The following is a 20474-nucleotide window of genomic DNA, read 5'->3' on the forward strand; positions in this document are numbered from 1 at the left end:
TGGTGACGCAATGAACGCCTTCGAAATTCCCGAGGCCCGCGCCTTCATCATCCATTGGGGGGAAATGGGGACGCATTGGGGCGTCAACCGCTCGGTCGCGCAGATCCATGCGCTGCTCTATCTGTCCGACCGTCCGCTCCATGCCGAGGAAATCTGCGAGACGCTCGGCCTTGCGCGCTCGAACGTGTCGAACGGGGTCAAGGAATTGCAGGGTTACGGCATCGTGCGACGGGCTCATCTCGAAGGCGACCGGCGCGACCATTTCGTGGCCGAGACCGACCTGTGGGAAATGCTCACCCGCATCGTTTCGGAACGCAAGCGGCGCGAGATCGACCCGACGATCGAGGCGCTCCAGCGACTGAGCGCCGAGATGGAGGGGCGCACCGACGTGCCCGCCCATATCCGCGAACGGATCGGGCGAATGCACGACTTCATCGGCACGTTGGCGCATTGGTACGATGACGTGCGCAAATTACCGAAATCGACGTTGACAACACTGATGAAGCTGGGCGGGCGCGTGGCCCGCCTGCTCCCCGGCAGGAAATCCTAGGCCAGCGCCGCTTTCAGCGCATCGACCAGATCGGTCCGTTCCCATGGGAAGTACTCGCCTTCCGCGCTGCGCCCGAAGTGTCCGTAGGCCGCGGTCTTGCGGTAGATCGGCTTGTTCAGCCCGAGGTGGGTGCGGATGCCCTTGGGGGTCAGCCGCACCAGCTTGGGCAGGGCCGCTTCGATCCGGCCTTCATCGACCGTGCCGGTGCCATGCAGGTCGACATAGATCGACAGCGGCTCGGCCACGCCGATGGCGTAGCTCAGCTGGATCGTGCAGCGGCGCGCGAGCCCGGCGGCGACGATGTTCTTTGCGAGGTAACGCGTGATGTAGGCCGCCGAACGATCGACCTTGGTCGGATCCTTGCCGCTGAACGCGCCGCCGCCGTGCGGGGCCGCCCCGCCATAGGTGTCGACGATGATCTTGCGTCCGGTCAGCCCGGCGTCGCCATCGGGACCGCCGATCTCGAACTTGCCGGTCGGGTTGATGTGATAGACCGTCTTGTCGGTCAGCAATTCGGCCGGCATGACCTTCGCGATCACGCTCTTCACATAGTCGCGCAGCTCGGCATATTTGCCTTGGTCGCCTTCGCCCTTGTGGAAGAAGTAACCCGGCGCATGCTGGGTCGAGACGACGATTGCGGTGGCTTCGACCGGGCGCTCGTTGGCATAGCGCAGCGTGACCTGGCTCTTGGTGTCGGGTTCGAGGAAGGGGGCGGCTCCGGACTTGCGGTCGGCTGCCATCTGCTCGAGGATCTTGTGGCTGTAGTCGAGCGTCGCCGGCATCAGGTCGGGGGTTTCGTCCGAGGCATAGCCGAACATGATGCCTTGGTCGCCGGCACCCTCGTCCTTGTCGTCGCCTTCGTCGACGCCCTGCGCAATGTCGACCGACTGGCCGTGGAGGTTGTTCTCGAACTTCAGATCATTCCAGTGGAAGCCGCTCTGTTCGTAGCCGATTTCCTTCACGGTGTTGCGCACCGCATCCTCGATCTTCGCTTCGATCCCCGGTGCCCACTCACCGTTCTCGAAGATGCCCCGTCCGCGGATTTCGCCCGCCAGCACGACCAGCTGGGTCGTGGTCATGGTCTCGCAGGCAACGCGCGCTTCGGGATCGATACCGAGGAACAGGTCGACGATCGCATCGGAAATCTGGTCGGAAACCTTGTCCGGATGGCCTTCGGAAACGCTTTCGGAAGTGAACAGGTAACTGTTGCGCATGGGACCCCATATAAAGGAAGCTTTATGTGTGGCGCGCGGTCTAGCTGGCTCTCCGGCGCGTGGCAACCAGCGATGCAGCGATCAGGGCGAAAGCCCAGAGCAGCGGGAGCCAGTTGCCCATCCGGCTGAACAGCGTTGGCGGCCTGGCGGGGGGCACGAAGCCGTCGATCCGGTCTGCCCGGTGCATGGCGATATGGCTGCGCACCACACCGCGCGCATCGATCACCGCGCTGATCCCGGTGGTGGTGGAGCGCAGGACCGGCAGCCCCTCCTCGATTGCGCGCAGCCGGGCCTGCGCCAGATGCTGCGGCGGTCCCCAGCTACCGAACCAGCCGTCGTTGGAGGGATTGAAGATGTAATCGGGCCGAACCTCGGGATCGACCACTTGGCCCGAGAACACGATCTCGTAGCAGATCTGCACCCCGGCCTTGCCCCAATCGCCTAGGTCTAGCGTGACCGGTCCAGGCCCGGGGATGAAGTCTAGCGCGCCCGCGACCAGGCGCGTCGCGCCAAGCGGTTCGAGCAGCCAGCGCAGGGCTAGATATTCGCCGTACGGCACAAGGTGAGCCTTGTCGTAACCGTCACCGACGAACCGGCCCTGGCTGTCGAGCGCGGTGACCGAGTTATAGGCACCGACCGCCCTCACATAGCCATCGACCTCGTCGATCTCGAGGTCGACCGCGCCGGTCAGCAGCAGGCTGCCCGGGCCGATCGTCCGCCCGATGCGGCGACGGGCAAACTCGGGGTCGCCATTGGCGGTGAGCTGGTCGTAATAGCGCTGCGGATAGCCGTCACGCAGATAGTCGGGAACGCCCGATTCGGGCCACAGCACCAGCCTCTGCGGCACCCGCTCGCGGTTGGCCGAAAGCGCCGCAATACGCGCGAAATGCTCCTCGAACTTGCTCGAATCGTTGAGCTCTTCCTGCCGGACATCGGGCTGGACGAGCGTGAAGGCGAGCGTGCCCTCCTTGCCCTGCGGGACGGGGAAATACATTCCCGCCGCGACCGATACCGCCGCCACGGCGCACGGCAAAAGCCTGCGCTTTGCGGCCAGCACGGATAATGCAATTGCGAGCAGGACAGCCAGACCCGACAAGCCGTAGGTTCCCAGCCACGGCAGGGCGGCAGCGATCCCCGGCCTGTCCCACGGACCGAGCAGCATCAGGCCGAGCGGATCCCAAGCGTAGCCGGTGAAGACCCAGCTGCGCAGCCATTCGGTCACGATCCAGCATCCGGCAAACAGTACGCCGAACACGCCTAACCCGGCCTTGCGGCCGAGCCAATGCGCCGCCAGAGTGGCCAGCGCTGGATAGACCGCGAGATAGAGCGAGAGCAGCGGCACCGCGGCCCAGCCGAGCGCCGCCGGCATTTCCGCCTGATAGGTGAAAGCCGTCGCGATCCAGTTGTTGGCGAGGGTGAAATGCGCGACGCCGAACAGCCATCCCAGCAGGAAGGCGCGCTTGCGTGTCTCGGCACGGTGCAAAAGCCAGACCAGTCCGGCTATCCCCAGCAGGCCGAGCGGCCAGGCATGGACTGGCGGGAAGCCGAGTGCGGCAAGCAGGCCGAAACCGGGCACCGCCAAACGCGGGTGCGCCGCAAGCCATTGCATCATCTTGTCGAGACCGCCCATCGAAGCGCCCTGTCGCGGCTGCCGGTTACGCGGTCAAGACGGTGGCGGCTCAGCCGACCGCTTCGACCGGCTCGCTGTCGCCGCCACTCGCGCGGCGGCGCGGCGGGAGCTTGCGCTTGGGCTTCGGCGCCTCGTCTTCGACGTCGTTGCTGAAGGATGGCGGAAGGACCGTAGGGTCGAACCCGCCGTCGTCGCCCTCTTCGACCTTTCTCGGCCTGGCAGCACGCGGCTTGCGCGGCTTGGGGGCATTCTGCCGGCTCCGCTCGCCTTCGCCCGAATCCTCGTCGTCGTCGCGGCGGACGAAGGGATTGTCGTCGTCATCCGCTTCTTCGCCTTCGCGGCCACGGCGCGGCTCGAAATCCTGCTCGTCTCGGCGACCGTGCGAGCGGCGTCCGTCGTTCCGGCTCTCGTTCCTGTTGTCGTTCCTGTTGTCGCTCCGGCTGTCGGTGCGACCTTCGGTGCGGCGATTGTCGATCCGGCGAAAATCGCCATCTTCCTGCCCGTCGTCCTCATCGTCCGACGGGCCGCGCTCGTCCGGGCGCTTGCCCCGCTGCTCGTCGCGCCGGGTATTATTGTCGGCGATCACCCGGAAATAGTGGTCGGCAAACTGGAGATAGTACTCCATCTGCACCCGGTCGCCGTTGTGGTGGGCATCCTGGGCCAGCTTCTTGTACTTGTCGAGCAGCTGGGGCGCATTGCCCCGCGCGCGGCTGTCGATCCGGTTGCCCTGGTTGCCGCCGCCCTGGTTGCGATTGTTGTTGCGACCGCGGCCGCGGCGGTTGTTGGTATTGCGATTGTTATTCAAGGAATTCTCTTCCTTATCAAAGACCTTGGCGGGCACTCCGGCCGGCCATCAACGGTCAAAAGACCCCTCGCCGCGCCGGCTGTAGCGCCGGTCGCGGTGCCCAACTTGCCTAACCGTATCGCAGGCCTGTGGACCCGGACGCATTTGCAAATGTTGGAACTAAGGCCCGGCGGGAAACAACGCTTTGGGAAAATCCGGCGCGCCACAAACCGCTGGCCTTGACCCCGAAATAGAGCGTGCGAGGGGGTTTGCCAAGCCTTTATGTCAAAATCACCGCGCGAGGCCGCCCGGCAAGGTCGCGCCGCAGGTGCGGGGTGAAGCCGTGTTCGAGCGCGAGGGCGCTGACGGCTGCGTCCTGGCGGTGGCCGATTTCGAACACCGCGAAGCCCTCCGACCTCAGCAGGCTGCGCAATTGCGGGATCAGACGGCGATAGTCGTCGAGCCCGTCCTTCCCCGCGAACAGCGCCTCCGCCGGCTCGAAATCGCGCACGTCCGGCTCCAATTCCGCCTCAAGTTCGACATAGGGGGGGTTGGCTACGACGAGGTCGAACAGGCCGAGTCCCTCGCGCCAGTCGCGCCTGGTCCAGTCGGCAACGCGCATCGCCGCGCGACCCGCCAGCCCGAGCGCATCGGCATTGCCTGCCGCGACCGCGACCGCCGCTTCGCTGCGGTCGATCCCGATCCCGCTCCAGCCCGGCATCTCGGCGAGCAGCGTCAGCAGCAGCGCGCCCGAGCCGGTCCCGAGGTCGAGCGCCCTGCCGGTCGGCGGCATCCGCTCACGCGCCGCTTCGATCAAAGTCTCGCTGTCGCCCCGCGGGACCAGCACGTCGGGTGTGACGCGGAACGTCCGCCCGTAGAACTCCTGCTGGCCGAGGATATAGGCGACGGGCTCGCGCGCCGCCCGCCGATCGACCATCGCCTCGAAACCCGGCGGCACCACCCCGTCCATCGCGCGCAGCAACATATCCGAGCGCGCCAGTTTCAGCGCGCCCGCCATCAGAAGCTCGGCATCGAGCCGCGCGGTCGCCGAACTTGCGGACAGGCGCTCGCTCGCGGCGCGGATGGCCTCACCGACGGTCATTCGCTCATCGCCGCCAGCCGCTTCGCCTCGTCCTCGGCGATCAGCGAATCGACCAGTTCGCCAAGGCCCGGCCCGGCGAGCACTTCCTCCAGCTTGTGCAACGTCAGGCCGATGCGGTGGTCGGTCACCCGGCCTTGCGGGAAATTGTAGGTGCGGATGCGTTCGGAACGGTCGCCGCTGCCGACCATCGCCTTGCGCGCATCGGCCTCCGCCCCCTGGGTCGCTTCGCGCTCGGCCTCGTAAAGCCGCGCGCGCAGTACCTGCATCGCCTTGTCCTTGTTCTTGTGCTGGCTGCGCCCGTCCTGGCAGGTCACCACCGTGCCGGTCGGAAGATGGGTGATGCGCACGGCGCTGTCGGTGGTGTTGACGTGCTGCCCGCCCGCGCCGCTGGCACGGTAGACATCGATCTTGAGGTCCTTGTCCTCGATCCGGATATCGACCTCGTCGGGTTCGGGCAGCACCGCCACGGTTGCGGCGCTGGTGTGGATGCGCCCGCCGCTCTCGGTCACCGGCACACGCTGGACGCGGTGGACGCCGCTTTCGAATTTCAGCTTGGCGAACACCCCGGTGCCGGTGACATTGGCGACCACTTCCTTGAACCCGCCGATGTCGCTGGCATTCATGCTGATCGGCTCGACCTTCCAGCCCTGCTCGGCCGCGTAGCGCTCGTACATGCGGTAGAGGTCGGCGGCGAACAGCGCGGCTTCGTCGCCACCGGTGCCGGCGCGGATTTCCAGCATCGCCGGCTTGGCGTCGGCGCTGTCGCGCGGGAGCATGGCCACGGCGAGCTGGCGTTCGAGTTCGGGCAGGCGTTCCTTGATTGCGGCCAGCTCCTCTTCGGCCATGGCCTTCATTTCGGGATCGGCGAGCATTTCCTCCAGACCGGCGATTTCCCCGCGCGTGGTCTGCAGATCGGCGGCAACTTTCGCTACCGGCTCCAGCTCGGCATAGTCACGGCTCGCCTGGATGAACGCCGCGCCCTCCAGCGTCCCCGAAGCCATCCGCGCCTCGAGCTCGGCGAAGCGATGGGCGATCTGGTCAAGGCGTTCGGCGGGAATGGTCACTCGTTACTCTCACTATTCGTCATCCCGGCCTTGAGCCGGGATCCCGCTCTTCTTCTATCCCGCCGCGAGAGGAAGCGGGACCCCGGATCAAGTCCGGGGTGACGGGGTGCCTAATCAGGTTCGAACGGTTTGCCACTCTGGGAGAATTCCAAGCCTCCCAGGCCATGAAGCAAGCACGCGCGAGTGTAGGTCGCGCCATTGTAGGACGCTTCGATCTGCTTGCGATCCCGTGTGGCCTGCTCTCCTGAAGCGAGGTGTTTGACAATGATCGTGCCATCCCGGAGCTCGTCGTCTCCGACCAAAAGGACAGCAGTTGCTCCCGAGGCATCTGCTCGCTGTAGGCGCTTCTTGGCATTTCCCCTGAAAGCCATATCGCAGTGCAACCCTTTGCGCCTCAGTGTAGCGATCAAGCCAGAGCAATAGACATCCGCTTGCTGTCCGATGGGAACGAGGACGAACTCCGGGCGATGACCTTCGCGCCCCTCCACCAGCATCGCCAACCGCTCGATCCCCGCAGCCCAGCCCACCGCAGGCGTCGGCGCGCCGCCGAGGCTTTCCATCAGGCCGTCGTAACGCCCGCCTCCCAGGATCGTGCTCTGGCTGCCGAGCTTGCCGGCCGCCTCGCTGCCCTCGTCGGGGATGAATTCGAACGCCGTGTGGCGGTAATAATCGAGCCCGCGCACCAGGCTTTCGGCGCGAACCCACTTGACCCCGGCGGCATCCATTCCGCTGGTGACCGCCTCGAAAAACGCCCGCGCCTCGTCCGAGAGGTAGGCGTCGATCTTGGGCGCATCCGCCACGAACTTGCGGTCGCGCGGGTCCTTGCTGTCGAGGATGCGGAGCGGGTTCTTCTCCAGCCGCTCTTGCGAATCCTCGCTCAGCTCGCCCTTCACTGCGCCGAAGTATTCGATCAGCGCCGCGCGCCAGGCGTTGCGGGTTTCCCCGTCGCCCAGCGTGTTGAGGTGCAGCGTCACGCCGGTAATGCCGAGCTCGCGAATGACCTGGTCGGCCATCGCCAGCAGCTCGACATCGGCCTGCGGTTCGGCCGCGGCGATGATCTCCGCGTCGATCTGGTGGAACTGGCGGTAGCGGCCCTTCTGCGGGCGTTCGTAGCGGAACAGCGGGCCGTGGGTCGCGACTTTCAAGGGCGCGTGCTGCTGCCAGCCGTTGGTGATATAGGCCCGCGCAATCCCTGCGGTGAATTCGGGCCGCAGCGTCAGGCTCTCGTCGCCCCGGTCGAGGAAAGAGTACATTTCCTTCGATACCACATCGGTCGTCTCGCCGATGGCGCGGCTGAACACTTCGGTCTTCTCGAACACCGGCATTTCGACCCGGCGAAACCGGTAGAGCTTGCGCACGCGCTCGAAGGTCTCGACCACGAAGGCGAAGGCCTCGGCATCGGCGCCGAAGATATCCTGGGTGCCGCGAATGGCGTTAGGTACTTTGGCGGGAGTGTTCTTGCTCATGGGCTGCGCAATTAGGAGGTCGTGCTGCGTTAGGCAATCGGCGCGCCGGGTTGTTTCTCGCAGAGACGCAGAGGAAAGGGAGACAGGGAGAATGCGCTCGCCGCGTAGCGGCTCAGAATTTCGCGCACTAAGCCACTAAGGCACCAAGACGGAGTGCACGATGGCGATGCTGTGCCCGGCATCTTTGTGGCTTAGTGTCTTAGTGTCTTAGTGCGAGAATGAAGGCGGCTTCGCCGCATCTTCTTCTCTGCTCCCCTTTCCTCCGCGTATCTGCGAGAAACCAAAACCTCTTTCGCACATGCAGCATAGCGGGTAAGGCGCGCGCCATTATGGACATCAGCAAGATCCCCGTCGGCGACAACCCGCCCGAAAGCCTCAACGTCATCATCGAAGTGCCCACCGGCGGCGAGCCGGTGAAGTACGAGTTCGACAAGGCATCGGGCGCGCTGTTTGTCGACCGCATCCTCCACACCCCGATGCGCTATCCGGCGAACTACGGCTTCGTGCCGCACACGCTGTCGGACGATGGCGACCCGATCGACGCGCTGGTGATCAGCCGCAGCCCGTTCATCCCCGGCTGCGTGGTCCGCGCCCGCCCGATCGGCGTGCTCCATCTCGAGGACGAGCATGGCGGCGACGAGAAGCTGATCTGCGTCCCCGTCGACTCGACCTTCCCCTATTACTCGGACGTCGGCGAGCGCAAGGATTTGCCCTCGATTGTGCTGCAGCAGATCGAGCACTTCTTCACCCACTACAAGGACCTGGAGGCCGAGAAGTGGGTGCGGGTCGGCAAATGGGGCGATGCGGAAGATGCCAGGCGGATGGTGGTCGAGGCGATCGAACGCTATCAGGGCTAGCCCCCGGCAATCGTCATCCCGTCGACCCTGAGCGTCGGCACATTGATCGCACGGTCGCGCTCGAGATCGTTCGCCGCCGACAGCGCGCCGAACATCGCCACAAGGTTCCCCGCGATGGTAAATTCGGCCACCGCTTCGGCCAGTTCGCCGTCGCGGATGCGGAAACCCGCCGCCGCCCGGCTGTAGTCGCCGGTCACCCCTTTCACCCCCTGGCCGATCAGTTCGGTCACATAGACCCCGTCGGCGATCTCCCCGATCAGCTGCGCGGGCGAAAGCGCACCGGGCTGGAGATCGACATTGGCGGTCGCAATCCCCGGGGCGCCCATGCCCCCGCGCACAGCGTGTCCGGTCGGGGCAATCCCCAGCTGCGAAGCGCTCGCGAGATTGGCCAGCCATCCCGTTACCCGCCCGCCTTCGACCAGGACGCGCGGCCCTGTCGCCAGACCCTCGCCGTCGAACGGACGCGAGCGCAGCGCGCGCGGGCGGTGCGGCTCCTCCACGAGGCGGATCGCGGCGGGAAAGATTGCATCGTCGAGCCGGTCGAGCAGAAAGGTGGAGCGGCGCGCAGCCGACATGCCGCTCATCGCGCCGATCAGGTGGCCTACCAGCGAGCCGCCGACGCGCGGATCGAACACCACCTGGAAAGTCCCGCTCGCCATGGACACCGGGTCGAGCCGGGCCACCGCGCGCTCGCCTGCGGTGCGCCCGACGGCGGCGCAATCGGGCAGGTCGCCGCGATGGCGGGCAGACTTCGATTCGTAGTCGCGCTGCATCCGCCCGCCCTCGCCCGCGATCATGCTGGCGCTGAGGAAATGGCTGGTTGCGCCATAGGCTTCGGCGAAGCCCTCGCTGGTCGCCAGCGCCGAGACCGAGTTTCCGCAACCGGCGCTCGCGCCGTTCGAGTTGGTCACGCCGGAGACTGCCCGGGCGGCGTCCTCGGTTTCCAGCGCCCGCTCCCGCAGCGCCTCCGGCGCCGATTCGGTAGGATCGACCAAGTCGAGATCGGGGAACGGACCCCGCGCCAACTGCTCGCGCGGTACGAGCATGGCGTAGGGGTCTTCGGTGGCGTGGCGCGCCATCGCGACCGCGCGTTCGGCCATCTCCGCCAGCCCGGCCGTGCTGAAATCGCTCCCGCCAGTGCTCGCGCTGCGCCGCCCGATGAACACGCGCACACCGGCGTGCTCGTCTTCCGAGCGCTCGATATCCTCCAGCTGGCCCAGCCGCACGCCGACGGTTTCGGACGCGCTGCCGCTGACCACCGCCTCGGCGGCATCCGCCCCTGCACGCAGCGCCAGTTCGACCAGCCGCGCAGCGCGGTCTTTCGCGATTTCAGATGTGATCATGCCCTGCGCTTAGGAACGCATCGGGCGGCTTGCAATGGCAGGGATCGCTCAGCCGAGCGCGGAAAAGCCCGTAATCGCGCCGGTGATCAGGAACGGCAGGCCGATCGCGAGCAGCCAGAGGAACAACTGGTCGCGGCGATAGGCCCCTGCATAGGACGGGTCGGCTGCCTGCGCATCCGTCAGGTCGCGCCAGCGGCGTTCGAACATGCGGCAGGCGGGGATGATTGCCGCCACCAGGATCACCAGCACGATATAGGGCAGGATCGAGGTGCCGGTGGTCTTCATCGCGCCGGTCGTCACGAAAATCTGCAATGCAGTGTAGACCAGCAGGGCCCAGGCGACATTGTCGCTCATCGAGCGGCGCCAGTCACGGGTGCGTGCGGTGCGCCGTGCGGAACTCTCCAGCGCCTTGACCATGCGCTATCTCCCCAAATGTCCTCTTCCGAGTCGGAGTATTTCACTTACGTTGCAGACAATCAAGGGCGGTAACCACAAGTGCCGCTTCGACCGGTCGGCGTTGCGGGTGCTCGAGCCCCCTCATGTGCCATGCACGAATCCTGCCAAATTCGGGCATGTGGGGGTTTGCAAGCCACCGCTACTTGCTAGATAGGCGCGCATGACTGCTAACGACGCGCTCGACGCGGCCCCTCTGCCCGATGCCAACGCCCCGCTCCCCAATGGCGGGCTGGAAGTCATCTCCATCGCCAAGAGTTATGACAAGCGCGCGGTGCTGACCGATATCTCGCTCACCGTAGGCAAGGGCGAGGTGCTCGGCCTGCTCGGCCCCAACGGCGCGGGCAAGACGACCTGCTTCTATTCGATCATGGGCCTCGTCCGGCCGGATTCGGGCCGCATCCTGATGGACGGGGAGGATGTGACCAAGCTGCCGATGTATCGCCGCGCGATCCTCGGCCTCGGCTATCTTCCCCAGGAAACCAGCATCTTCCGCGGCATGACGGTCGAGCAGAACATCAATTGCGTGCTCGAGATGGTCGAGCCGGACAAGGACACCCGCGATGCGGAACTCGAGCGGCTGCTCGACGAATTCGGTCTTACCCGGTTGCGTACGAGCCCGGCCATGGCGCTGTCGGGCGGCGAGCGGCGGCGCTGCGAGATTGCCCGCGCATTGGCGGCGAAACCCTCGATCATGCTGCTCGACGAGCCTTTCGCCGGGATCGACCCGCTGTCCATCAGCGACATTCGCGACCTTGTGAGGGATTTGAAGACCCGCGGCATCGGCGTGCTGATCACCGACCACAATGTGCGCGAAACGCTGGAGATCGTCGACCGTGCCTGCATCATCTATGGCGGGCAGGTGCTGTTCGCCGGATCGCCGCAGGCGCTCGTCGCCGACGAGAATGTGAAGCGGCTCTACCTTGGTGAGAGCTTCACGCTCTAGAACAGAGGTTCGGCGATGACGCGCCGCAGGCAACAAATGGGTTCACACGAAGACACAAATGGCACGAAGGGACCATCGCGTGCTGCGTCTTTGTGCCCTTTGTGTCTTCGTGTAAAAAATGAATGGCGGCTCCGCCGCGTCGCGGGCAACTGATGGCTATTGGCCCCCGCCTCGACCTCAGGCAATCCCAATCGCTGGTGATGACACCGCAGCTGCAGCAGGCGATCAAGCTGCTTGCGCTGTCGAACCTCGAAATCGAGACCTTCATCGGCGAGGCACTGGAAGCGAACCCCTTGCTCGAAGCGGGCGAGGTTTCGCGCGAGGCAGGGGATGGAAGCGACGAACCGCCGATCGCCAGCGAGCCGGGAGCCGACAGCGGCGAAGGCGACGGCGCGCTCGACATCGATGTCTCTTCGCTCGACCGCGACCGCGATACCGGGGACGGCGAATGGGGCAGCGCGGGCAGCAGCGGTGCATCGTTCGACGACCTGCCCGATTTCGAGAACCGTTCGGGCGACGGGCCGACGCTGGCGGAGCACCTGCTCGACCAGGTCGGTGCCGCAGCGGGCGATGCGCGCGAGGCGTTCGTCGCGCGGCACCTGATCGGGCTGCTCGACGAGGCGGGGTATCTTGCCGCCGATCTGCGCGAGATCGCCGCCGAACTGGGCGTGCTGCCGAGCGAACTCGAACGTGCGCTGCTGGTCGTCCAGTCGCTCGACCCGACCGGGGTCGGCGCGCGAACCCTCGGCGAATGCCTCGCGTTGCAAGCGCAGGAGGCCGATCGCTACGATCCGTGCATGGCGCGGCTACTCGACAATCTCGAGCTGGTGGCGAAGGGCGAATTCGCCCGCCTGAGGCGGATGTGCGACGTCGACGACGAGGATTTTGCCGAGATGCTCGCCGAACTGCGCAGCTACGACCCCAAGCCGGGCCTCAGGTTCGGTGGCAGCGCGGAAACATCGGTGGTGCCCGATGTCCTGCTGACGGCGGCGGACGGCGGCGGGTGGGATATCCGCATCAACGAGGCCACCCTGCCGCGGCTGGTGATCAACCGCGAGTACTACGTCGAGCTGAAGGGGGGGTGCACCGACAAGGCGAGCAAGGCGTGGCTGGGCGAGAAGCTGGCCGATGCCAACTGGCTGATCAAGGCGCTCGACCAGCGGCAGAAAACGATTCTCAGGACCGCCGCCGAAATCGTGAAGAAACAGGACGGCTTCTTCCGCCGCGGCGTCTCCGAATTGCGCCCGCTCACCTTACGCGAAGTGGCGGAAGAGATCGAGATGCACGAAAGCACCGTCAGCCGGGTGACCAGCAACAAGTATCTCCATTGCGACCGCGGCACCTTCGAGCTGAAATATTTCTTCACCAGCGGAGTGGGGAGCGCGGACGGCGAAGGCGCATCGAGCCAAGCGGTAAAGGCGCGGATCAGGTCGCTGTGCGATGCCGAAGACCCCAAGAAGATCCTGTCCGACGACACGCTGGTGGACATGCTGAAGGCCGAAGGCTTCGACCTTGCCCGGCGGACAGTGGCGAAGTACCGCGAGGCGATCGGTATAGGTTCGAGCGTCCAGCGGAGGCGGCAGAAGAAGCTGGCGGGGATGTAGATTCCCCGCGCAATTGGTCGTTTCATCACCTGTTGCACAAGGGACTCACGCAAAAATCCGAATGCGCTTTACCTGCTGTTAACCTTTTTTCTTCAGACCTCGTGTGGTTAATGCCGGTCAACACCCGTGAACGGGGGGTTATCGGGGTTTGGGGCAGAAGGGGAAACCACCCATGCGCGTACTGCTGATCGAAGACGAGCCGACCACCGCGAAGGCGATCGAGCTCATGCTGACGACCGAGGGGTTCAATGTCTACTCGACCGATCTGGGCGAGGAAGGACTCGATCTGGGCAAGCTGTATGATTACGATATCATCCTGCTCGACCTCAACCTGCCCGACATGCACGGCTACGACGTGCTCAAGAAGCTGCGCGTCGCCAAGGTACAGACCCCGGTCCTGATCCTTTCCGGCATCGCCGAAATGGACTCCAAGATCCGCTCGTTCGGCTTCGGTGCCGACGATTACGTGACCAAGCCGTTCCACCGCGAGGAACTGGTCGCCCGCATCCATGCCGTGGTCCGCCGTTCGAAGGGTCACAGCCAGTCGGTCATCCGCACCGGCAAGCTAGCGGTCAATCTCGATGCCAAGACCGTCGAGGTCGATGGCGCGCGGGTTCACCTGACCGGCAAGGAATATGCGATGCTCGAGCTGCTCAGCTTGCGCAAGGGCACCACGCTGACCAAGGAAATGTTCCTCAACCACCTGTATGGCGGGATGGACGAACCCGAACTCAAGATCATCGACGTGTTCATCTGCAAGCTGCGCAAGAAGCTGAGTCATGCCTGCGGCGGCGAGAACTACATCGAAACCGTATGGGGCCGCGGCTATGTGCTGCGCGATCCCGACAGCCAGGCGGAAGCCGCCTGACGCCATAAGTGCTCTTCCTGGATGGGGAATGCGCCCGGGGTGGAAACACCCCGGGCGCTTTTCTTTGTCTTCGCTAGTGACTGCTCCGCTCAACCAACCCGGTTAAAGTAAGTCGTCTCCATCTTCGGCAGGTCGGTGCCCGGCCAGATTATGGTTTCGGTCATCGAGCGGCCGTCGGCAGCCACGGTGTAGACCCGGGTGGAGATCGGCGCACCGCCTCTGCCCAGCGTCATCACGAGCGTGTTCGCCTCCGGCTGGCGCAGGGAGACCGTGTCGATAAAGTCCATCGTCCCACTGACCGCCACCGGGACGCCGTTCGCCGCAGCGACCGAATTTGCGTAGCGCATGACCCCGTCGGCGCCGGTCATTTCGACATGGGTCGACCATTGCCGGTCCGGCGCGAGCACGAAGGCAATCGTCACCGCCTGCGGGCGTTCGTTTGCCGGGATTCGGTCGACATCGAGCGCCCAGCGCCCAACCAGCGGCGAAGGCGCTACGGCGACGGTCTGCACAGGCTGCGGCGGCTGGGTATCGGTCGTTCCCGTGCCTGCGACGACCGAGAGAGCAAGTGCGGCGGCGGATATGGTGGTGAACATGGCGATCGATCCTTTCGATAGTTGCCGCCCCATGGTGCGCGGCTGGTCCGGAGTTTCGGTCGAAGGCCCGCCTACCGCCAGATCGATATTTTCGTCCCAGATTTTCCGCGCATCGACCTGCCGCGCGAGTTCGCGGCTGCTGCCTGCCCCCGTCTTACGGCGTGCTTCGCGCAAGCGCTCGTTGATCGCGCCCTCCGACCGCCCGAGCCGCGCGGCAATCGATTTTGCGGTATGCCCGTTCGCCAGCAAGCGAAGGATCTCCAGCTCGTTGTCGTTGAGAGCATTCAGCGCGCAGTCGGGGATTGTCGGGGTCGGCATGCTGCAAGCTCATCACATGCGGACAGGCTGGTCCAGCACGATTTTTTTGTGGCATCGGCCGGTCTTCGTTCATCCGCCCGTCGGCCCGCAAGAGGGAAAACGCTTTCCGCTTGGCAATCAAAGCGGCCTGTGTGAATTCCACTATCTCACAATCGATTCCGCAGGCCGTAACCATGTCGATTCTCTCCGACTACTCGGCCCAGATCGGGCTCCTGCTCCTGCTCGGGACCTTCGTTGCATTTGCCTTCGAGCGCCGCCCGCCGGTGGTCATCGCGATCGTCTCTGCGGCGGCGATGCTGGTGCTCGGCTATCTCTCTCCCAAGGAGATGCTTGGCACCTTCTCCAATTCGGCGCCGATCACCATCGCGGCGATGTTCATCCTCTCCGCCGCGCTGCTGCGCACAGGCGCGCTGGAGGAAGTATCCGGCTGGGTCATCCGCCGCACCTTGCGCAAGCCGCGCCTAGCAACGGCGGAAATCGGGCTCGGCACCGTCGCCGCCTCGGCATTCATGAACAACACGCCGGTGGTGATCGTGATGATCCCGATCGTCAAACGGCTGGCGCGGGTGCTCAAGATCGGCGCGACCCGCTTGCTGATACCGCTGTCCTACCTCACGATCCTGGGCGGCACGCTGACGCTGATCGGGACCTCGACCAACCTGCTGGTCGACGGCGTGGCGCAGGAAAACGGACAGGCGGCATTCGGCATCTTCGAGATTACCGCTGTCGGCATGGTCTCGCTGACGGCAGGCCTAGCGGTGATGCTGCTCCTCGGGCCGCTGGTTCTGCCCGATCGCGGGCCGCGACTGGGCGACGAAGAGCGCGAGAGCGACCTCTATCTCACCCACCTGATCCTGCTGCCCACCAGCCGCTATGTCGGCCAGCGCCTGTCCGACACCAACTTTGCCCGCCGGCCCGGCTTGCGGATCCAGGCAATCCAGCGCGGGAACAATTTGCAACGCAAGGATGTGCTGCAAACGGTGCTGTTGGCCGGGGACCAGTTGGTGGTCGCGGCAAGCCCGGAGGAAATCGCCTCGCTCGCCGAGGCGCCCGATTTTCGCACCGGGCTGGTCGGTGTCGGCGGCGGCGTCGAAACCGCTCGCGACAAGCGCCCGGCAGACTTACGGGTGATCGAAGCGGTCGTATCGGCGACCCATCCGGTGGTCGGCCAGCGGCTGGCCGAGATCCCGCTGCTTTCGCGCCTGCGCGTCCGCGTGCTCGGCCTGTCGCGCCCGCGCCACCTCGCGGGTCCGTCGCTCGCGCAGGCCCGCGTGCGGGCCGGCGACCGCCTGCTCATTGCGGCAGGCACCGATGCGGCACAAGCGCTGCAGGGCAATGTCCAGCTGACTGCGGTAAGCGAATCCTCGGTTCGCTCCTTCCGCCGCGCCAAGGCCCCGATCGCGATCGCCACGCTCGCTGCGGTGGTCGTCGGGGCAGCGCTGTTCGGTCTCCCGATCGAAGCGCTCGCGGTCGGCGGCGTGGCGCTGGTACTGCTGTTCCACTGCATCGAGCCGAGCGACGCATGGGAGAGCCTCGACGGCAATACGCTGGTGCTGATCTTCGCCATGCTCGCCTTCGGCAAGGGGCTGGACAATGCTGGCTCGATCGAACTGATCGTGGCGACCATCCAGCCGTGGATGGCGGCGAGCTCGCCGCTGATGCTGATTGTGGTGGTCTACGCGGTCACCAGCGTGATGACCGAAGCGATCAGCAACAATGCCATCGCAGTCATCATGACCCCGATCGCCATCGGGCTTGCGGAAGGGGCCGGGATCGACCCCCGCCCGCTGATCGTCGCGGTGATGTTCGGCGCGAGCGCGAGCTTCGCCACCCCGATCGGGTACCAGACCAATACGCTGGTCTATGGCGCGGCGAATTACCGCTTCGCCGACTTTGTGCGGATCGGGGTGCCGATGAACATCGGGGTCGGCATTGCGACCTCGCTCGCGATCTGGATGTTCTTCGCCTGAGCCGCTAGGGCGCAGCCCATGACGGCATTCAAGGAAGGCGATCCGACCACGCTCAACCGGCTGTATGGGCGCAGCCAGGGCAAGCCCTTGCGCGCGCGCCAGCAGGAGCTTGTCGACAAACTGTTGCCGCAGATTGCGGTTCCGGTGGAAGGTCCGGTGACGGCGGAGCGGCTCTTCGGTCAGGACAGACCGCTGCATTTCGAGATCGGCTTCGGCGGCGGCGAGCACCTCGCCCATCGCGCCGACCTGTTGCCCGACCACGGTTTTATCGGGGCCGAGCCCTTCGTCAATGGCGTGGCGCAGGCGCTGACCCATATCGAGGAGCAGCGGCTGGCCAATGTCCGCCTGCATATGGGCGATGCGCTGGAGGTGCTGGCCCGCGTGCCCGATGGTGCGCTGACACAGCTATACCTGCTCCACCCCGACCCGTGGCCCAAGGCCAAGCACGCCAAGCGGCGGATGATGAACGACGGCCCCGTGCGGATGTTCGCCGCCAAGCTGAAGCCCGGCGGCGAATTTCGTTTCGGCACCGACCACCCGGTCTATCTGCGCCACGCGCTGATGGTGATGCAGCGCCATACCGATCTGTTCGACTGGCAGGTCGAAGGCCGCGATAGCTGGGAAGTACGCCCCTCCGGCTGGCCCGAGACGCGCTACGAGCACAAGGCGCGCACGGTTTACGGGCACGAGGTCTGGTACTTTCGATACCGGCGGCGCGGCTGATGCGCTGGCTGGTCAGGGGGCTTGGCTATCTCGTCTGGCTGATCGCCAACTTTGCGTTGTTTGGTTTCGCCGGTTCGCTGGGCATCTTTCCCAATGGGTTCGTTGCCCTCCTCGCGGTCCTGCTGCTTAACTTTCCCGCGATCCTGATCCACGAACTGGGCCATGCGTGGATCGCCCACCTGCGCGGGGCGCATGTGCTCAAGATCGTCGCGCTGCCGTTCGGCTATGCGCCGTCCGAGCGCCGATTGCGGATCGAGCGCCATGTGCCGAGCCGCGATATCGGCGGCTATGTCAGCTACATCTTTCGGCGGCGCGACGAGACCCGGCGGGACCGGGTGGCCATCGCCGTTGCGGGTCCGCTCGCGAACTTGCTGAGCGCGGCGCTGGTGATCGGCCTACTTTCCGGATGGCAGGCGACGCAGCCAGTCGAACCGACCGAGACTGCCCTCGTCGTAATCGTTCCTGGCGCGCCGGAGCAAGCACGGCCCGGCCGCTTTCCAAGCAACGAGGAAATCCGCGCGCTATTGGAAAAAGAGGGTGATCGGCGCCGCAGCGAAACCCTCCAAGGCACGGCGACCGGACTCGCATGGCTGTTCGCCGCGATTTCGATCATCCTCGGCCTCGCGAATCTCGTTCCAACGAAAGGTAGTGACGGATCGGTGATCCTGCGCAACCTGATGCCGACGCGGAGAAAAGCCTAGCCCACCACCCCCGCGCTCGCCAGCACGGCCAGCGTCAGCACTTCGGGCGCAATCGCGGTCATCGGGGCGATCTGGACCGGCTTTTCCATCCCGATCAGCATCGGCCCGATGGTGTCATTGCCGGCCAGTTCGCGCAGCAGCTTGGCCGAGAGATTGGCCGATTGCAGCCCCGGCATGATCAGCACATTGGCCGGACCCGACAGGCGGCTGAAGGGGTAGAGCGCCATTACCTTGGGGTTGAGCGCGGCATCGGGTGCCATTTCGCCTTCATATTCGAAGCCCGGATCATCCGTGTCTAGGATCGCGACCGCCTCGCGGATATTGGTCAGCCATTGGCCGCTTGGGTTGCCGAAGGTCGAATAGCTGAGGAAGGCCACGCGTGGTTCATGCCCCATGCGGCGGGCGACAGCGGCGGTTTCCTTGGCGATATGCGCCAGCTCGGGGGCCGAGGGGCGTTCGTTGATCGTCGTGTCGGCAAGGAAGGTGGTGTGGTTCTTGCCGATCAGCATATGAATGCCGAAGGGAATTGCACCCGGCTTGGGATCGAGCACCCGGTTCACTTCGCGAGCGGTTTGCGCAAAGGTGCGCGTGATACCGGAAATCAGCGCATCGCCATGCCCCAGCGCGACGAGCAGTGCGGCAAACACATTGCGTTCCTGATTGACCATCCGGCGCACGTCGCGTTCGGTGTAACCCTTCCGCTGCATTCGCGCATAGAGATAGTCGACCATCTCGGGAATATAGGGGCAATCCATCGAGTTCTGGATCTCGAAATCACCCGGATTGTCAGCCCCCAATTGGTGCAGTTTGTCAGCCACCGCCTTGGTCCGCCCGACCAGGATAGGCTTGCCATAGCCGAAATCGCGGAACTGGATCGCAGCGCGCAGCACCACGTCTTCTTCCGCTTCGGCGAACACCACCCGCTTGGGATGGGCGCGGGCAATTTCATAGGTGTTGGTGAGTACCGAACTGGTCGGATTAAGCCGCGCCTTCAATTGCAGGCGGTAAGCATCCATGTCGGCAATCGGCGCCTTGGCCACCCCCGAATCCATCGCCGCCTGCGCTACGGCGGAGGATACGACCTCCATCAGGCGCGGATCGAACGGAGCGGGAATGATATAGTCCGTGCCGAACTTGTGATTCTTGCCATAGGCGGCAGCAACCTCGTCCGGCACACGCTCACGCGCCAGCTGGGCGATCGCGCGCGCGGCAGCAACTTTCATCTCTTCGTTGATCGCGGTTGCCTGTACGTCAAGCGCGCCGCGGAAGATAAACGGGAAACCGAGGACATTGTTGACCTGGTTGGGAAAGTCCGAGCGGCCGGTGGCAATAATCGCATCGGGACGCACCGCCTTGGCCTCGTCAGGCATGATTTCAGGGGTCGGATTGGCCATCGCGAAAATGATCGGTCTATCCGCCATCTTCGCCACCCATTCGGGCCTGAGCGCCCCGGCCGCGCTCAGGCCCAGAAAGATATCCGCGCCAACCAACGCCTCTTCGAGGCTGGTGGCGTCGGTATCCACCGCATGCGCGCTCTTCCATTGGTCGAGGTTTTCGCGGTCGCGGGTGATCGGGCCGGAACGGTCGCACATGATCACATTGTCATGCCGCACACCCAGCGCCTTGATCAGCGCGGTGCACGCGATCGCCGCAGCTCCTGCGCCATTGACCACGATCTTCACATCCTTGAGATCGCGCCCGGTGATATGGCACGCGTTGAGCAGCCCGGCGGCAGAGATGATCGCGGTGCCGTGCTGGTCGTCGTGCATGATCGGGATGTTCATGCGTTCACGCAGGGCCGCCTCGATGATGAAGCACTCGGGTGCCTTGATGTCCTCGAGGTTGATCCCGCCGAAGGTCGGCTCCATCAGCGCGACCGCTTCGATGAACTTGTCGGGGTCTTCGGTGTCGAGCTCGATATCGATCGAATCGACATCGGCGAAGCGCTTGAACAGGACCGCCTTGCCTTCCATCACCGGCTTCGAAGCGAGCGCGCCGAGATTGCCGAGGCCGAGGATCGCGGTGCCGTTGGAAATCACCGCGACGAGGTTCGAGCGCGCGGTGTACCGCGCGGCGAGCGAGGGATCGGCGGCGATCGCTTCGACCGGGACGGCCACGCCGGGCGAATAGGCGAGGCTGAGATCGCGCTGGGTTGCCATCGGCTTGGAGGCGATGATCTCGATCTTTCCGGGCCGGATCGTCTCGTGATAGAACAGCGCCTCGCGCGCGGTGAAGCTGCCCGGTTTTTCCTCATCCACGATTGAATCCCCCTCGGCTGGTTCCGT

General features: G+C 65.0%; 18 protein-coding genes. 8 read left to right on the top strand and 10 right to left on the bottom strand.

Annotation, left to right across the window (positions count from 1 at the left end):
- The first annotated feature begins 10 nt into the window (after window positions 1-10).
- Window positions 11-550 (top strand): GbsR/MarR family transcriptional regulator, encoded by a 540-nt coding sequence (locus NSO95_RS09635; protein WP_257596007.1) that lies wholly within the window; start codon window positions 11-13, stop codon window positions 548-550.
- On the opposite strand, the gene metK is transcribed toward NSO95_RS09635, so the two are convergent.
- From metK to hisS, 6 genes are all read right to left on the bottom strand, one after another.
- Window positions 547-1764 (bottom strand): methionine adenosyltransferase, encoded by a 1218-nt coding sequence (metK, locus tag NSO95_RS09640; RefSeq protein WP_257596008.1) that lies wholly within the window; start codon window positions 1762-1764, stop codon window positions 547-549. The two genes, NSO95_RS09635 and metK, sit on opposite strands and share 4 nt — an antisense overlap.
- A gap of 40 nt (window positions 1765-1804) precedes the next feature.
- A complete protein-coding gene (lnt, locus tag NSO95_RS09645) occupies window positions 1805-3394 on the bottom strand; it encodes an apolipoprotein N-acyltransferase (protein WP_257596009.1) in 1590 nt (529 codons plus the stop codon).
- A 49-nt stretch (window positions 3395-3443) separates the two neighbouring features.
- Window positions 3444-4199, bottom strand: coding sequence for a DUF4167 domain-containing protein (locus NSO95_RS09650; RefSeq protein WP_257596010.1), 756 nt, complete (start codon window positions 4197-4199; stop codon window positions 3444-3446).
- 259 nt (window positions 4200-4458) lie between these two features.
- On the bottom strand, window positions 4459-5280 hold the full coding sequence (prmC, locus tag NSO95_RS09655) for a peptide chain release factor N(5)-glutamine methyltransferase (protein WP_257596011.1): 822 nt from the start codon (window positions 5278-5280) through the stop codon (window positions 4459-4461).
- Window positions 5277-6344, bottom strand: coding sequence for a peptide chain release factor 1 (gene prfA / locus NSO95_RS09660; protein WP_257596012.1), 1068 nt, complete (start codon window positions 6342-6344; stop codon window positions 5277-5279). The genes prmC and prfA overlap by 4 nt, the downstream gene beginning before the upstream one ends.
- A gap of 110 nt (window positions 6345-6454) precedes the next feature.
- Window positions 6455-7810, bottom strand: coding sequence for a histidine--tRNA ligase (gene hisS / locus NSO95_RS09665; RefSeq protein WP_257596013.1), 1356 nt, complete (start codon window positions 7808-7810; stop codon window positions 6455-6457).
- A 329-nt stretch (window positions 7811-8139) separates the two neighbouring features.
- Between hisS and ppa the strand changes: the two genes are divergently transcribed.
- Entirely contained in the window at window positions 8140-8667 is a 528-nt protein-coding gene (ppa, locus tag NSO95_RS09670; protein WP_257596014.1) for an inorganic diphosphatase, read from the top strand.
- Here the strand turns inward: ppa and NSO95_RS09675 are convergent.
- Together NSO95_RS09675 and NSO95_RS09680 are read right to left on the bottom strand one after the other, a co-directional pair.
- A complete protein-coding gene (locus tag NSO95_RS09675; protein ID WP_257596015.1) occupies window positions 8664-10010 on the bottom strand; it encodes a TldD/PmbA family protein in 1347 nt (448 codons plus the stop codon). The genes ppa and NSO95_RS09675 overlap by 4 nt on opposite strands.
- Before the next feature lie 48 nt (window positions 10011-10058).
- Window positions 10059-10427, bottom strand: a complete 369-nt coding sequence (locus NSO95_RS09680; protein ID WP_257596016.1) for a hypothetical protein — start codon at window positions 10425-10427, stop codon at window positions 10059-10061.
- Between the two features lie 199 nt (window positions 10428-10626).
- Here NSO95_RS09680 and lptB point away from each other — a divergent pair, with 199 nt between their 5' ends.
- The 3 genes from lptB to ctrA all read left to right on the top strand — a co-directional run bounded on the left by lptB (window position 10627) and on the right by ctrA (window position 13881).
- On the top strand, window positions 10627-11409 hold the full coding sequence (lptB, locus tag NSO95_RS09685) for an LPS export ABC transporter ATP-binding protein (RefSeq protein WP_257596017.1): 783 nt from the start codon (window positions 10627-10629) through the stop codon (window positions 11407-11409).
- A gap of 152 nt (window positions 11410-11561) precedes the next feature.
- The gene (gene rpoN / locus NSO95_RS09690; protein ID WP_257596018.1) at window positions 11562-13013 is read left to right on the top strand and encodes an RNA polymerase factor sigma-54; all 1452 of its coding nucleotides are present in this window, start codon (window positions 11562-11564) and stop codon (window positions 13011-13013) included.
- Window positions 13014-13185: 172 nt separating this feature from the next.
- A complete protein-coding gene (gene ctrA, locus NSO95_RS09695; protein WP_257596019.1) occupies window positions 13186-13881 on the top strand; it encodes a response regulator transcription factor CtrA in 696 nt (231 codons plus the stop codon).
- Between the two features lie 89 nt (window positions 13882-13970).
- Here the strand turns inward: ctrA and NSO95_RS09700 are convergent, their stop codons facing one another.
- The gene (locus tag NSO95_RS09700) at window positions 13971-14795 is read right to left on the bottom strand and encodes a helix-turn-helix transcriptional regulator (protein WP_257596021.1); all 825 of its coding nucleotides are present in this window, start codon (window positions 14793-14795) and stop codon (window positions 13971-13973) included.
- 173 nt (window positions 14796-14968) lie between these two features.
- On the opposite strand from NSO95_RS09700, the gene NSO95_RS09705 reads away from it, so the two are divergent.
- Genes NSO95_RS09705 through NSO95_RS09715 form a run of 3 tightly spaced genes read left to right on the top strand, consistent with a single transcriptional unit; the run spans window position 14969 to window position 18189 of the window.
- Complete coding sequence (locus NSO95_RS09705; protein ID WP_257596022.1) at window positions 14969-16765, top strand: SLC13 family permease; 1797 nt, start codon at window positions 14969-14971, stop codon at window positions 16763-16765.
- 18 nt (window positions 16766-16783) lie between these two features.
- Entirely contained in the window at window positions 16784-17488 is a 705-nt protein-coding gene (gene trmB / locus NSO95_RS09710; protein WP_257596023.1) for a tRNA (guanine(46)-N(7))-methyltransferase TrmB, read from the top strand.
- Entirely contained in the window at window positions 17488-18189 is a 702-nt protein-coding gene (locus NSO95_RS09715) for a M50 family metallopeptidase (protein ID WP_257596024.1), read from the top strand. The genes trmB and NSO95_RS09715 overlap by 1 nt, the downstream gene beginning before the upstream one ends.
- Here NSO95_RS09715 and NSO95_RS09720 read toward each other — a convergent pair.
- Window positions 18186-20447 (bottom strand): NADP-dependent malic enzyme, encoded by a 2262-nt coding sequence (locus tag NSO95_RS09720; protein WP_257596025.1) that lies wholly within the window; start codon window positions 20445-20447, stop codon window positions 18186-18188. The two genes, NSO95_RS09715 and NSO95_RS09720, sit on opposite strands and share 4 nt — an antisense overlap.
- Between the last annotated feature and the right edge of the window lie 27 nt (window positions 20448-20474).

Source organism: Parerythrobacter lacustris (assembly GCF_024626475.1).
Taxonomy (GTDB): Bacteria; Pseudomonadota; Alphaproteobacteria; order Sphingomonadales; family Sphingomonadaceae; genus Parerythrobacter_A; species Parerythrobacter_A lacustris.

Excerpts from the sequence above, each read along its gene's own strand:
- NSO95_RS09635 (WP_257596007.1), top strand. The coding sequence starts at position 11 with ATGAACGCCTTCGAAATTCCCGAGGCCCGCGCCTTCATCATCCATTGG.
- metK (WP_257596008.1), bottom strand. The coding sequence starts at position 1,764 with ATGCGCAACAGTTACCTGTTCACTTCCGAAAGCGTTTCCGAAGGCCAT.
- lnt (WP_257596009.1), bottom strand. The coding sequence starts at position 3,394 with ATGGGCGGTCTCGACAAGATGATGCAATGGCTTGCGGCGCACCCGCGT.
- prmC (WP_257596011.1), bottom strand. The coding sequence starts at position 5,280 with ATGACCGTCGGTGAGGCCATCCGCGCCGCGAGCGAGCGCCTGTCCGCA.
- hisS (WP_257596013.1), bottom strand. The coding sequence starts at position 7,810 with ATGAGCAAGAACACTCCCGCCAAAGTACCTAACGCCATTCGCGGCACC.
- ppa (WP_257596014.1), top strand. The coding sequence starts at position 8,140 with ATGGACATCAGCAAGATCCCCGTCGGCGACAACCCGCCCGAAAGCCTC.
- NSO95_RS09675 (WP_257596015.1), bottom strand. The coding sequence starts at position 10,010 with ATGATCACATCTGAAATCGCGAAAGACCGCGCTGCGCGGCTGGTCGAA.
- NSO95_RS09680 (WP_257596016.1), bottom strand. The coding sequence starts at position 10,427 with ATGGTCAAGGCGCTGGAGAGTTCCGCACGGCGCACCGCACGCACCCGT.
- lptB (WP_257596017.1), top strand. The coding sequence starts at position 10,627 with ATGACTGCTAACGACGCGCTCGACGCGGCCCCTCTGCCCGATGCCAAC.
- rpoN (WP_257596018.1), top strand. The coding sequence starts at position 11,562 with ATGGCTATTGGCCCCCGCCTCGACCTCAGGCAATCCCAATCGCTGGTG.
- ctrA (WP_257596019.1), top strand. The coding sequence starts at position 13,186 with ATGCGCGTACTGCTGATCGAAGACGAGCCGACCACCGCGAAGGCGATC.
- NSO95_RS09700 (WP_257596021.1), bottom strand. The coding sequence starts at position 14,795 with ATGCCGACCCCGACAATCCCCGACTGCGCGCTGAATGCTCTCAACGAC.
- NSO95_RS09705 (WP_257596022.1), top strand. The coding sequence starts at position 14,969 with ATGTCGATTCTCTCCGACTACTCGGCCCAGATCGGGCTCCTGCTCCTG.
- trmB (WP_257596023.1), top strand. The coding sequence starts at position 16,784 with ATGACGGCATTCAAGGAAGGCGATCCGACCACGCTCAACCGGCTGTAT.
- NSO95_RS09715 (WP_257596024.1), top strand. The coding sequence starts at position 17,488 with ATGCGCTGGCTGGTCAGGGGGCTTGGCTATCTCGTCTGGCTGATCGCC.